This is a genomic window from Cognatundibacterium jejuense, from assembly GCF_014284255.1.
Classification (GTDB): Bacteria; Pseudomonadota; Gammaproteobacteria; order Burkholderiales; family Burkholderiaceae_D; genus Undibacterium; species Undibacterium jejuense.
Genome location: NZ_JACOFV010000012.1, coordinates 26,893 through 41,548, shown reverse-complemented (window position 1 = coordinate 41,548; position 14,656 = coordinate 26,893). Strand labels below are relative to the sequence as shown.

Here is a 14,656-nt window from a genome sequence, read left to right as displayed (position 1 = left end):
ATTATTCGTCAGGATGAATTTGATTTTCTCGTCGTTGCAAATAGGCATCGCGGATAAAGACATATTGATCCAGTGCTGCGTCTTCAATCAAAGAACCTGCATCAAGGATGTTTGCGCGTTTATCGACCAGTCGCACCACCGTGCCTGTATTACGTATATATACCGGCTTATAATACGACCAGGCATCGCCATAATAATCCAGCGGCGTTGCAATGGCATCACGCACGGTACTTGGGCCTAAGATTGGCAACACGAGATATGGACCGGAGGTGACACCCCAAACACCCAAAGTTTGACCAAAATCTTCTTTATGTTTGGTCAATCCAGCTGGAGAACCGATATCAATCAAACCACCAAGACCAAAAGTTGTATTCAATCCCACACGTACGATGCTGGTAAAACTTTCCGCGCCTTTTCCTTGCAGCAAGCTATTAAACGCACTCCAGACATCGCCGATATTACCAAAAAAATTGCCTACTCCAGTCTGCACAAATGTTGGTAAAACATCGTGGTACACCTGCGCCACCGGTTTTGCAACCGCACGGTCAATCGTGTCATTAAAATTGTACATGACGCGATTGAAGCCTTCGAGCGGATCACGCGGGTTTTGACCAATATTGGTTTTGACCGCAATGGCATCAATCGTCTTATCAGCCTTATCTTTGATCTTAGTCACTGTGGTAGTACTACAGCCTGTCGCCAGAATACACATAGTGAGTGCCAACATCTTACAAAGATGGGGCAGGGAAATTTTATTCATTTGGTGTTTCATTTTTTATCATCCGAACTACTGTCTGCCGCTTTGCTGAATAAAAACTGACTGATCAGATTTTCCAGCACCACGGCTGACTGCGTCATTTTAATTCTGTCACCAGCGACCAGATTATTGGTATCTCCGCCAGCTTCCAGACCAATGTATTGCTCTCCCAACAATCCTGCCGTCAAAATCTTGGCAGAACTGTCTTTTGGAAATTTATAACGCGTATCTAAGCGCAAAGTAACAGTTGCCTGATAGGTCTTGTCATCAAATTTGATATCAGCTACACGACCAACGACAACCCCTGCGCTTTTGACTGCTGCGCGTGGCTTGAGACCGCCGATATTATCGAAGCGGGTTACTACATCATAGGTCTTATCCAAAGAAAGTGAACTCATATTCCCGGCCTGAAGCGCTAAAAACAGCAGTGCTGCCGCCCCAAGGACAACGAATAAACCCACCCAAAAATCTAAAGATTTTTTTTGCATTATTTTTCCTAAAAAATCCGCTTCCTTATACTAAAAAGGAAGTTAATGTTATCGCTGCAAAGAGCGTACTAGCATTATTGCGCTCTATAAACTCATTCTATTTTTACTGAAACATCCATGCAGTCAGCAAGAAATCTAGCCACAATACCAACAAAGATGAAATCACCACGGTGCGAGTAGTCGCTCGGGCCACGCCCTCGGGCGTCGGCTGTGCCTCATATCCCTGGAACAACGCCACAAACGTGACCGCAAAACCAAACACGATACTCTTTATGACACCATTACCAATATCTTGCCAAACCTCAACCCCAGCCTGCATTTGCGACCAAAATGAGCCTTCATCGACACCGATCAATTTCACGCCAACGATATAGCCACCAATCACACCCATAGCATTAAAAATCGCCGTCAGGATAGGTAATGCAATCAAACCGGCAATAAAGCGTGGAGACAACACCCGCTGTATCGGATCAACCGCCATCATTTCCATCGCCGCCAATTGTTCGCCGGCTTTCATCAGACCAATTTCAGCTGTTAATGAAGTCCCGGCGCGACCGGCGAATAATAAAGCGGTCACTACCGGACCTAATTCACGCGTCAGTGACAAGGCGACCAGAAGGCCCAATGCCTCTTCCGACCCATAACGATTCAGCGTGTAATACCCTTGATAACCAAGAACAAAACCAACAAACAGACCGGAAACCGCAATAATTACCAGCGAATAATTACCGATAAAATGAATCTGATCGGTAATCAGTCGTGGTCTGCGCCATAAACCTGACGCACTCCGCAAAATTAAAAAGAAACAGCGTGTGGCATAGCCAAGATCATTCGCTGATTCACGTACCCAACGTCCTATGCGTTCAAATATCATGCCTGCCCTTTCAAACCCAAGTCATCCAATAAAGTTTTGCCTGGATAATGGAAAGGAACGGGGCCATCAGCTTCTGCATGGACAAATTGTTTGACATAGGGATCTTCAGACTCACGCATCTGCGCTGGAGTTCCTTCTGCCACGATTTTTCCTTGCGACAAGAAATAGACGTAGTCAGCGATCGCAAAAGACTCATTCACATCATGCGATACCAGAATCGATGTTGATCCCAGCGCATCGTTCAGATTTCGAATCAGATTGGCCGTGACACCCATAGAAATCGGATCTAAACCAGCAAAAGGTTCGTCGTACATCAATAATTCCGGATCAAGTGCCACCGCGCGCGCCAATGCTACCCGACGCGCCATACCACCAGAAATTTCAGATGGCATCAAAGTGGAAGCATTTCGCAATCCAACCGCCTGCAACTTCAGCATGACGAGATCGCGCATCATCGATTCTGACAAATTGGTATGCTCACGCAGCGGAAAGGCGACGTTATCAAAGACACTTAGGTCCGTTAATAATGCACCGTGCTGAAATAACATGCCCATTTTTCTGCGCATGCCATACAAAGCTTGATTATCCATATCCTGGATTGGCTGGCCGTTCACACTCACAGTGCCTGATTGCGGACGTATTTGTCCACCGATCAAACGCAGGATAGTGGTCTTACCAGAACCTGAGCCGCCCATGACGGCAATGACTTTACCACGTGGGAAATCCATACGCAGCCCAGACAAAATTGTCCGGGCTCCGTAACCGAATTGCACATCGCGAATTTCAACAAGATTTGGCACGTATGAGAATTTTATGTTGCAAAAGCTAGATTGTAATGCAGATCAGAAAAGGAAGTTGTTACAACAAGTATATCAAAATTATAATAAATCTTCACCAATTCAAAATAAATGAAAATTTCCGAATTAAATATTGAAAATTGCCATTAATTTAAATTTAAATTCAAAATATTTTTTGCAAAGCACAAATAATTAATGAACTCAAAGTCATTAACTTTCAAGATTTTGATAATATTCAAAAAAAATAGCTGATTTCCGCTTCTTTCCGGAAATCAGCTATTGATAAAAACAGCGCAAACAATGTCAAAATTGACAAATTAGAAGGGGTATTTAACGCGGCAAGACTGAGCTACCCATCAAATACGTATCAACTTCACGCGCGCACTGACGACCTTCACGAATGGCCCACACCACCAAAGATTGACCACGACGCATATCACCAGCAGCAAACACTTTATCGACGTTAGTTTTATAGCAGCCAACACCTTCTGTGGTCGCTTTTGCATTTCCGCGCGCATCCTTATCGACTCCAAATGCATCTAAAACTTGTTGAACTGGCGAAACAAAACCCATCGCCAGCAATACTAAATCAGCTTTCATTTCAAATTCAGAATCCGGAACTTCCTGCATTTTTCCGTCTTTCCATTCCACGCGACAAGCAATTAACTTATCAACCTTACCAGCTTTGCCTTCCAAACGTTTAGTCGCGACCGCCCAATCACGCTCACATCCTTCTTCATGCGAAGACGAGGTACGTAACTTCGTTGGCCAATACGGCCAGACTAATGGCTTGTTTTCTTGCTCTGGCGGTTGCGGCAACAATTCAAACTGCGCCACCGATTTTGCGCCATGACGATTAGATGTACCAACGCAATCGGAACCTGTATCGCCACCGCCGATGACCACAACATGCTTGCCGGTTGCCATAATCTGATCTTTTACTTTGTCGCCCGCATTGACCTTGTTTTGCAAAGGCAAAAAGTCCATCGCAAAATGTACGCCTTTGAGCTCACGACCTGGCACAGGCAAATCACGTGGTGTTTCTGCACCACCAGCAATAACAACAGCATCAAATTCTTTTTGCAAAGTTTCCGGAGAAATTGTTTCTTTTGACCAGTTTGTTACTGACGCTGGAAAATCTTTACCAACAAATACACTGGTGCGGAACGTGACACCCTCTGCTTGCATCTGTTCAACGCGGCGATCGATGTGTGATTTTTCCATCTTAAAATCAGGGATACCATAACGCAGCAAACCACCGACACGGTCATTTTTTTCAAACACGGTCACATCATGTCCGGCACGCGCCAATTGTTGTGCAGCGGCCAGGCCTGCAGGTCCAGAACCAACGATGGCTATTTTTTTGCCGGTTTTGTTGGTTGAAACTTTCGCCGTTACCCAACCATTTTCCCAGCCTTTATCAATGATGTAATGTTCTATTGATTTGATACCAACGGCATCCTCATTGATACCTAAAGTACATGCTGATTCGCATGGTGCAGGGCAAATGCGTCCGGTAAATTCCGGAAAGTTATTGGTCGAATGTAAAACTTCCAATGCTTGCTTTACATCACCGTGATACACCAGATCATTCCAGTCAGGAATGATGTTGTTGACCGGGCAGCCGTTATTGCAAAAAGGAATACCACAATCCATGCAGCGTGCTGCCTGAACTTTTGATTGCGCGTCATCCAGATGCACTAAAAATTCTTTGTAATGTTTTTTACGCGATTGCGGCGCTTCGCTGGCTTCCTGCAAGCGCTGATATTCCATAAAACCGGTTACTTTACCCATAATCTGACCTCAATATCGTTGCGGGCTGACAGCCCTAAAATCATTTTCTAATGTCAGCCGTGATACCACTCCCGGCTGACAATCGATGTTTTTTAAGCTGCCTTTTCTAAAGCTGACGTTGCCTGTTTTGCGGCGTACATTTCAGCCAAAGCGCGTTTGTATTCGGTAGGGAAAACCTTGACGAATTTAGCACGGCTGCGTGCCCAGTCATCCAGCAAATTGCGGGAGCGGGTACTACCAGTATGCTTGAAATGGCGCTCAATCAAACTACGCAATATCGCTTCATCAGTTTCAGGCTCACCACCACGCAGACGACTATGCCAGATTGCTTTGTCAACCGTCGCCGCCTGTACGTCGCCTGCCAAAACGGGCTCCAACGTTACCATGGACATATTACATTTAGCTTCAAATTCGCCGTCCGGGTCGTAGACATACGCGATCCCACCCGACATACCCGCAGCAAAGTTGCGACCAGTATTGCCCAATACAATCACGGTGCCACCAGTCATGTATTCACAGCCATGATCGCCAGTTCCCTCAACAACAGTGACAGCACCAGAATTTCGTACCGCAAATCGTTCACCAGCGACACCATTAATGAACGCTTCACCTGCAATCGCGCCGTATAAAACCGTATTACCACAGATAATATTGTCAACGGCCCAACCACGGAACTCAGTGTTTGGACGGATAATGATACGACCACCAGACAATCCTTTACCCACATAGTCGTTGCCTTCGCCAACCAGGTCCAACGTCACGCCTTGAGCCAGGAATGCGCCTGCGGATTGACCAGCGGTACCTTGCAGCTGGATGTGTATCGTGTCATCAGGCAAACCTGCATGGCCATATTTTTTCGCTACTTCACCCGACAACATCGCACCGACTGTGCGGTTCAGATTTTTGATTGGCGAAATAAACGATACTTTTTCGCCCGTTTCCAAAGCAATTTTTGCTTGGGCAATCAGTCTGTTATCGAGCGCCTTTTCGAGCCCATGATCCTGCGCCTCAACATGACGAATTTCTGTATGCGCCGTGGTTTCTGGTTGATGGAAAATTCTCGAGAAATCTAAGCCCTTCGCTTTCCAATGCGTGACCGCTTTGGATTTATCTAACAAATCGACACGACCGATCAATTCATCGTAAGTTCGCACACCCAATTGCGCCATGATTTGACGCACTTCTTCCGCAACAAAGAAGAAATAGTTCACCACATATTCTGGCTTGCCAGAGAACTTGGCGCGTAAGACCGGATCCTGTGTTGCAACACCAACCGGGCAAGTATTGAGGTGACATTTACGCATCATGATGCAACCTTCAACCACCAATGGCGCCGTCGCAAAACCGATTTCATCCGCACCCAACATAGCAGCAATCGCGACGTCACGACCAGTTTTCATCTGGCCGTCGGCCTGCACACGGACTCGACCACGCAAGCCATTCAACACCAGCGTTTGCTGGGTTTCAGACAAGCCCAATTCCCATGGTGTACCAGCATGTTTAATTGAAGACAAGGGCGAAGCACCAGTACCGCCATCATGACCTGCAATGACCACGTGATCCGCTTTAGCTTTTGAGACACCTGCCGCAATCGTACCGACGCCCACCTCTGATACCAACTTCACAGAGATAGACGCTTTGGGATTAACGTTTTTCAAATCATGAATCAATTGCGCCAGATCTTCAATCGAATAAATATCATGATGTGGTGGTGGTGAAATCAAACCAACGCCTGGAACTGAGAAACGCAGTTTCGCAATGTATTCAGATACTTTGTGACCTGGCAACTGACCGCCCTCACCTGGTTTCGCACCTTGGGCCATTTTGATCTGAATCTGATCAGCAGAAATCAAGTATTCTGCAGTCACACCAAAGCGACCAGATGCGACCTGCTTGATGCGGGAGCGCAAAGAGTCACCTTCTTGCAAAGGAATATCGACCTCGATTTGCTCACGACCGATCACTGAGGCCAGACTCGCGCCTTGCATGATAGGAATGCCCTTTAATTCTTGCTGATAACGCGCCGGATCTTCACCACCTTCACCCGTATTGGATTTGCCACCAATGCGGTTCATCGCGATCGCCAGGGTTGCGTGTGCTTCGGTACTGATAGAACCCAAAGACATCGCGCCAGTCGCAAAGCGTTTAACGATTTCTTTGGCGGGTTCAACCTGATCCAAAGGAATCGCTTTGGCCGGATCGATTTTAAATTCAAACAAGCCACGCAGCGTCATATGGCGCTTGGATTGATCGTTGATGATCTGCGCATATTCTTTGTATGAGTTGTAGTTGTTAGCGCGAGTCGAATGCTGCAATTTTGCAATTGCATCTGGGGTCCACATATGATCTTCGCCACGAATACGGAATGCATATTCACCGCCAGCGTCGAGAGCATTTTCCAGAACAGGATCAGCACTGAATGCCAGTGTATGCAAGCGCAAGGCTTCTTCTGCGACTTCAAATACACCGATGCCTTCAACGTTGGAGGCGGTGCCTTTAAAGTATTTTTCAACCAGCGATTTGTTCAACCCAATCGCTTCAAAAATTTGCGCGCCGCAGTAAGACATGTAGGTCGAAATACCCATTTTCGACATAACTTTCATCAGACCTTTTCCGACTGCTTTGGTGTAGTTGTAAATCGCTTTTTCAGCAGAAATATCACCTGGCAAAGATCTTGCCATGTCTGCCAGAGTTTGCATTGCCAGATATGGATGTACCGCTTCAGCACCATAACCTGCCAACAGAGCAAAGTGATGTGTTTCACGCGCAGAGCCAGTTTCGACGACCAGACCTGTTGTTGTGCGCAAGCCTTTGCTGACCAGATGTTGGTGCACAGTGGATGTCGCTAACAAGGCCGGAATCGCAACAAAATTGGCATCCATCTTACGATCAGTGATGATCATGATGTTATGGCCGGATTTGACCGCATCGACTACTTCTGCGCAGATGGAAGCCAGACGCGCTTCGATACCATCTTTGCCCCACGCAATCGGGTAGCAGATATCGAGTTCATAGGATTTGAACTTGCCGCCCGTGTTGGCACTGATGTTACGCAGCTTAGCAATATCATCAAAATTTAAAACCGGTTGCGCGACTTCAAGGCGCATAGGCGGGTTGATATTGTTTGTATCCAGCAAGTTTGGTTTAGGCCCGATAAATGAGACCAAGGACATGACCATTGCTTCACGAATCGGGTCGATCGGTGGATTGGTCACCTGTGCAAATAACTGTTTGAAGTAGTTGTACAGGGGTTTGAGCTTGTTGGACATGATCGCCAGTGACGAATCATTCCCCATAGAACCAATTGCCTCTTCACCAGTGGTTGCCATTGGTGTCATGAGGAACTTGATATCTTCCTGGGTATAGCCAAACGCTTGCTGTCTGTCGAGCAAGGTAGCCGCTTCTGGCTGAGTATCTGCTTCGCCTTTGAGCTCGTTTAATTTAATCCTGACAGATTTGATCCATTGCTTGTAGGGTTTAGCATTAGCGTAAGTATCTTTGATTTCTTTATCATCGATAATACGACCGGCTTCCAGATCAATCAGGAACATTTTTCCTGGCTGCAAACGCCATTTTTTGATGATTTTGGACTCAGGAATCGGCAAGACACCCGATTCAGAAGCCATCACAACCAGGTCGTCGTCAGTGACGATGTAACGCGCTGGACGCAGGCCGTTACGGTCCAGCGTACCGCCGATCTGGCGACCATCAGTAAATGCCATCGCTGCAGGTCCATCCCATGGTTCCATCATCGCTGCGTGATATTCGTAGAACGCACGACGGTTTTCATCCATCATGCCGTGATTTTCCCAGGCTTCCGGAATCATCATCATCATGGCTTGAGCGATTGGATAACCGGCCATCACCAGCAATTCAAGCGCGTTGTCAAAACTCGCGGTGTCTGACTGGCCTTCAAAAATCAATGGATATAATTTTTGCAAATCGTCGCCCAATACGGCCGATTTCATCACGCCTTCACGGGCGCGCATCCAGTTGAAATTGCCTTTGACGGTATTGATCTCACCATTGTGCGCAATCATGCGGTATGGGTGAGCGAGTGGCCATTCTGGGAAAGTATTGGTAGAAAAACGTTGATGCACCAGCGCCAGCGCAGAAACGCAGCGTTCATCTTGTAGATCTTTGTAGTAAACACCAACTTGATCCGCCAGCAACAAACCTTTGTAGACAATAGTGCGTGCTGACATCGAAGGTACGAAGTATTCTTTGCCGTGAATCAGTTTCAGGGCTTCAATTGCGTGCACTGCGGATTTGCGGATCACATAAAGTTTGCGTTCCAGCGCGTCGGTCACCATGATGTCAGGACCACGGCCGATAAAGATTTGACGTATCACCGGCTCTTTTTCACGCACGGTCGGCGACATCGGCATCTCACGATCGACTGGCACATCACGCCAACCTAGCACGACCTGACCTTCAGCACGGACTGCACGTTCGATTTCCTGTTCGCACGCTAAACGGGAAGCGTGCTCTTTTGGCAAAAAGATCATGCCAACGCCGTATTCACCTGGCGGCGGCAGTTGTACCCCCTGCTTCGCCATCTCTTCACGATAATACTGGTCTGGAATCTGAATCAGAATACCAGCACCGTCACCCATTAAGGCATCTGCACCAACCGCACCCCGGTGATCGAGATTTTTCAAAATCAGCAAACCTTGTTCGACGATGGCGTGATTTTTTTTACCTTTGATATGCGCAATAAAACCGACACCACAGGCGTCATGTTCGTTGGACGGATCGTATAAACCTTGGGCTTGCATAGCTATCTCCAGAGTGCAAAATTGAAAGTCTGAGATGGAGAATAGTGCAGCGCAAAAGAAACATCAACACAAATAAAATAGGGTCAGAGTAAGTTAATTTAATCTGGAATTTTCAATTATTTTTATTAGGGTCAGAGTAAAATAAATTAGAGAAAATGCGATAACCTAGCGCACTAAATTATTTACCTCAATCCGCATTAAGCACTAACAGACTTACGCGGGCGACCAGGCCGGGCTGGCTCTACTCTGCGCTCACTCAATTTTGCCATTTCAATTTTGAATGCAGCGGAACCGAGCAGCCACCCTTTATTCGTCGATTCCGACAGTAAATTGATTTCTTTTTTTGAAAGGGACGCCGCGATCATCTCTTTGTAGTTTGCTTCGCGCTGGAAAGGCGTGTTGCCCAACGCCCAAAAAATAGGGTGATCTGAAACCAACATATCCGTTCGTTGGCCTATGTGATGTTGATAACTGGACCACGGATAGTCAGCGGCATCTGAGACCAGACCCGAACGCACAGGGTTGGTTTCCATATAAACACTACACGGTAAAAAATATGTCTCGGCCTGAATCACGGTAGCCTTAAATCTCCCTTGCCACAAACTACCGGAACGTTGGTATTTTCGATTGAAGTAGGGAACGTAATAGCGTCCTATATATTGCATCATTCTGCTCAAGCCCTGCTCGTCTGAGGGCGTTAACGCAAAATGCATATGGTCGGGCATTAACACATAAGCGTGGACTGCCAACTTGAATTGTCTTGTCGCCTGCAATGCAATGTTCAGAAAATAGCGGTAATCCTCTTCATCTGCGAACAAAGCAATACCCTCATGGCTACGCTGAATTACGTGATGCAAAGAATGAGGAATTACCAAACGAGGAAGTCTTGCCATACCAATTAACCTAAAAAGTACTAAAGTAAAAGAACATCAAACAAAAATAATTCAGCATCTTCAAAAATTTGCTTCGAAAGAGTTAATTAAAAAACATAACGAGTACCCACTATTGAGGTTTACCTGTGTTTATTTGAAAAAAATCAATCACTTACGTAAAAACACGCATCAAAAGATGGAGTAAAGCCTCTATAATTATTGCCCGATGGAAATCGGAATTCGCGGCGTATGGTTTCAATAATTTATATTATCTAAGCACCTGATTATCGCGAATATCATCAGTCAATGCACCCAAAGATGGATCAACCAAAGCACCGAAATTTTACGGAAAAAAGATGGATTCTTTCACTAAACGATTATCTGTAGGAAAACGACTGGGCTTAGGATTTGCCTTGGTTCTTTTTTTGTCACTTATCACAACTATCATTGCATTAACTCGCCTGAGCAATGTGGCTCATGCGACCCAGGAATTATTAAACGATCCATTAACCACTGAACGTCTGGTGAGTGACTGGTATCGCAACATCCATACTGGCGTGCGTAGAACCAGCGCCATTGCGAAAAGTTCAGATCCATCTTTGGCTTCATTTTTCAAAGAAGACCAGGAAGAGTCTACCCGCACTTCTGCTGTTTTACAAAAAAGCATTGAATCTCATTTAAATTCAGAGCGAGAAATAGCTTTATTCAAATCAATTTCCGAATCACGCAAAACATATCTGGATGCGCGTGAAAAGGTCGTCACATTCAAAAAAGCAGATAAAGCCGAAGAAGCGAATCAAGCTCTGGAACAAGATTTCTTACCTGCCTCAAAAATTTACGTAAAAAAAATCGAAGAACTTCTTCAATTGCAACGCGAGCAGATCAATCAACACGCCGCAGAAATTCAATCAACCTATGAGACTAGCAGAATTTTACTGATCGTCTTGTCCGTTATCGCTGCTTGTCTTTCTGGCCTTTGTGGCTGGCTAATCACAACTTCGATTACCAAACCTCTTGCTGAAGCGACCAATATTGCAAAAAAAATGGCGCAAGGTGATCTGACAGACACTGTTAGCATCCATCGTGAAGATGAAATCGGCGAATTAATGGCCGCAATCAATGGTATCAGCGTCGGCCTCAGTCATGTCATTGCCGACGTCAGACAAGGAACGGAAGCAATTCATGTTGCTGCCAACGAGATCGCTTCTGGCAATGCCGATTTATCTTCACGCACCGAATCTCAAGCTAGCTCACTAGAAGAAACCGCTTCTTCCATGGAAGAGCTGACTTCGACGGTAAAACAAAACGCTGACAATGCAAAACAAGCAAATCAATTAGTCGTTACGGCGTCTGGCGTTGCATTGAAAGGCGGCGATGTGGTTGACCAGGTGGTAACAACCATGGGATCCATTAAGGAAAGTTCTTACAAAATCGTTGATATTATTTCTGTCATTGACGGGATTGCTTTTCAGACCAATATTCTCGCACTTAACGCGGCTGTAGAAGCTGCGCGTGCAGGCGAGCAAGGCCGGGGATTTGCTGTCGTAGCGTCTGAAGTCCGGAATCTGGCGCAACGCAGCGCCTCAGCAGCAAAAGAAATTAAGCACCTGATTGATGATTCTGTTGGCAAAGTCGAACACGGTAGCACGCTGGTCGATCATGCAGGGCAGACGATGAAAGAGATTGTTACCAGAGTTCAACACGTTGCCGACATCATGGCAGAAATTACGTCTGCCAGCCAGGAACAAAGTTCTGGCATCGGGCAAGTGAACATTGCAATCAATGAAATGGATGAAATGACGCAGCAAAACGCCGCTTTGGTAGAACAAGCAGCCGCGGCCGCTGAAAGCATGCGCGAGCAATCAAGCAAGCTGTCTCACGTGGTCGCGCAATTTAAAATTGCAGAGCAAGGCTACGTGCAAACTCAAGCTCAAACTGCGGTGATGTCAGCGACAAAAGCAGCTCCAGCAACATTACGAGGAAAGTCCGCCAACAAAGTTCTTCAACTGGGTGCAACCACCAAAGTCGGCTCAAGAACCAAGCATACGGCTAAACCGGTGAGCAATAACAACGACTGGGAAGAGTTCTGATACGACAGAAGAGTTTAGTGATACGTTAAGCTTCTCTGCTTTGCACAAGAACAAAAAGCACAATCTACACTAAGCTAGATTGTGCTTTTTTTCTTTCCGGAAGTCAGACTTACAAGTAAGCGCCAGCCAGTTCTGTTTTTTGCGCTTTCAAGCGAAATGCGCTCAATGCAATAGAAGCATCTGGCACTTCGCGCACTTCAGGTTGCGCGCTCATCAATTCAGAAATACGGCTCTTCAATGCTTTAGCCTGCGTCGCCAATTTGAAATGAGCAGGGCGTGTCGTTTGAACGATACTCCAGCGTACGATAGGTGCGTTCAAGGTGCCATCCAATAAAGCGCGATCGCGCAGCCATTTTTCGAATGAACGTGATGGCAAATCACTTTCTATCCAAATCAAATTATCGGATGTCATCTTCTTATTGTCAGAAGGGCGAACCAAAATTTCGTAAATCATTTCCAGACTCCTTGAGAAGGGATTCTTCGCTACCCGAAAAGTACTGGCAAAGATCCATTGAAGACAAAAACGAAGGAGAGTGGACTTCCGTTGACATGAAAAGTTACAAAAACCCAAAAAAATTTTAATTATTTTTGTTTTTTTTAGTAAAAAATATGAATTTAATTAATAAATAGATATTTAATTGCTTATTTATTACATTTTAATTGCTAGTCGTTTGTTTCTTTTGTGAATGAATTTGTAAAAAAATGTGTTTTTAGGAGCCTTAACTGGTTATTGTAGAACCGAGGGGGGGAAGAAAACTCTTGAGTGTCACGCGATTGCAATTGCAGGTTCGGCCGACAGCCTTGACGACATATTCAATGTCGTAAAAATGGTGCCGCTGTCGAGTGGCACCATTTTTGTGTTGCGGCAGTATTGAAAAACCAAATCAATCTGCTTGAAAGCATTTCAGTCGGCCACATCAGTGTGTGACCAGCCTTTCAGGTGAGGGCAGCACCATGACGTTAGAAACTCCCCCACGACGCTCCGGAACTTTTATCAGCCTGCCCCGCAGGCTAATTTGCATATCCGATGATGCATACACAGTTCGCTCAATTCAAACGTGCAGATTCAAGAACAATACTTAACCTGCCAAAGCGGGCACTAACTTCATCAAATTTTTGTTGTTTCTGTTTATCAGTCAACTTAGCGTCATTCAAATTGCTGCGCAATATGCTGAACAGAGTTAAATCAGCAATTGGCTTCAACTGGGCATCATTCGAACGTTGAAATCCGGATAAATCCAGAATATTTTTTAAAGTTTCGCGTTGGCTAGTTGCACTCTTAGCTTTGCCATAATTGATAAAAAAATCCTCTATGCGGGCTTTAGTCGCAGGGGGCAAATCTTTTTTATATAACAGAGGATCATTAGGAATTAATGGAGAGGACCAGACAACGCGAATTTTTTTTGCTTCTCCAGGTGCCTCTTTCGTCATCCTATCTAATTCTTCAGAGTTATAGGTAGCGACATCAACCTCGCCCTTCGTCACAAAAGTAAAATTTTTCTGATGATTACCAATAATTACTTTCTTAAAAACCTTAGCTGGCTCAATCTTATTTTTTGAAAACAAAAAATAAGCAGGCACTAGGTATCCTGAGGTAGAGCTGGGGTCACCATCAGCAAAGGTATAAACACCTGGCTTGGCTACGATTTGGTCAAAATTGCTAATAGGACTCTTCGCGCTAGCGATTAATAATGACTTATAACCGCGGGATCCATCACTTTTGACCATCTGCGCAAAGATGGTCGCTTTGCCATCTTCCACAGCCTCCAGCGCTACCTTATTGCCCAACCAAGCTATTTGGACCGTGTTGTTTTTAAAGCCATCAACAATCTCTTTATAATTTGAAGAGATCACCGTCTGCACTTCCATTCCTGTGCTTTTGGATAGATCATTTAATAAAGGTTGCCAACGTTTTTTGGTATCTTCGACGGTCGTGGTCACGATCAAACCAACTGTCAGCTTTTCCGCAGAACGCGCCATCGGCATTAGTGCGAAGAAAGAAAACATCATCACGGAAATTTTTTTGGCAATCATAAGACCTCATCGTAAAAAAACAAGCGCATCAGCTATCACAGACTCAAGACGCACTCACAATAATCAAAACGGATAATGATGGGAACGATGCGTGGAAACTTGGCCAGCCAGACCACTAATATCATTAGCAAAAGCAAGACAAGAAGAACTAGTCCGGCGTGGCAGCGATAAT

At 45.5% G+C, this 14,656-nt stretch carries 10 protein-coding genes; 1 reads left to right on the top strand and 9 read right to left on the bottom strand.

From position 1 onward, the window contains the following. Nucleotide 1: 1 nt before the first annotated feature. From H8K32_RS13270 to H8K32_RS13240, 7 genes are all read right to left on the bottom strand, one after another. Complete coding sequence (locus H8K32_RS13270; protein ID WP_390311853.1) at nt 2–745, bottom strand: MlaA family lipoprotein; 744 nt, start codon at nt 743–745, stop codon at nt 2–4. A 23-nt stretch (nt 746–768) separates the two neighbouring features. Then, entirely contained in the window at nt 769–1,245 is a 477-nt protein-coding gene (gene mlaD, locus H8K32_RS13265) for an outer membrane lipid asymmetry maintenance protein MlaD (RefSeq protein ID WP_186913027.1), read from the bottom strand. A gap of 103 nt (nt 1,246–1,348) precedes the next feature. Next, nucleotides 1,349–2,119, bottom strand: a complete 771-nt coding sequence (gene mlaE, locus H8K32_RS13260) for a lipid asymmetry maintenance ABC transporter permease subunit MlaE (protein ID WP_186913026.1) — start codon at nt 2,117–2,119, stop codon at nt 1,349–1,351. After that, nucleotides 2,116–2,919, bottom strand: a complete 804-nt coding sequence (locus H8K32_RS13255) for an ATP-binding cassette domain-containing protein (protein ID WP_186913025.1) — start codon at nt 2,917–2,919, stop codon at nt 2,116–2,118. The genes mlaE and H8K32_RS13255 overlap by 4 nt, the downstream gene beginning before the upstream one ends. Before the next feature lie 327 nt (nt 2,920–3,246). Beyond that, nucleotides 3,247–4,710, bottom strand: coding sequence for a glutamate synthase subunit beta (locus H8K32_RS13250; RefSeq protein WP_186913024.1), 1,464 nt, complete (start codon nt 4,708–4,710; stop codon nt 3,247–3,249). Between the two features lie 92 nt (nt 4,711–4,802). Then, nucleotides 4,803–9,488: a glutamate synthase-related protein gene (locus tag H8K32_RS13245; RefSeq protein WP_186913023.1), complete on the bottom strand. Its 4,686-nt coding sequence runs from the start codon at nt 9,486–9,488 to the stop codon at nt 4,803–4,805. 197 nt (nt 9,489–9,685) lie between these two features. Beyond that, a complete protein-coding gene (locus H8K32_RS13240; RefSeq protein ID WP_186913022.1) occupies nt 9,686–10,381 on the bottom strand; it encodes a transposase in 696 nt (231 codons plus the stop codon). Between the two features lie 335 nt (nt 10,382–10,716). Between H8K32_RS13240 and H8K32_RS13235 the strand changes: the two genes are divergently transcribed. Continuing rightward, entirely contained in the window at nt 10,717–12,450 is a 1,734-nt protein-coding gene (locus H8K32_RS13235) for a methyl-accepting chemotaxis protein (RefSeq protein WP_186913021.1), read from the top strand. Between the two features lie 109 nt (nt 12,451–12,559). On the opposite strand, the gene H8K32_RS13230 is transcribed toward H8K32_RS13235, so the two are convergent. Both H8K32_RS13230 and phnD read right to left on the bottom strand, forming a co-directional pair. Then, nucleotides 12,560–12,904: a hypothetical protein gene (locus H8K32_RS13230; RefSeq protein ID WP_186913020.1), complete on the bottom strand. Its 345-nt coding sequence runs from the start codon at nt 12,902–12,904 to the stop codon at nt 12,560–12,562. Nucleotides 12,905–13,497: 593 nt separating this feature from the next. Then, nucleotides 13,498–14,484 (bottom strand): phosphate/phosphite/phosphonate ABC transporter substrate-binding protein, encoded by a 987-nt coding sequence (gene phnD, locus H8K32_RS13225; protein WP_186913019.1) that lies wholly within the window; start codon nt 14,482–14,484, stop codon nt 13,498–13,500. Nucleotides 14,485–14,656: the final 172 nt, after the last annotated feature.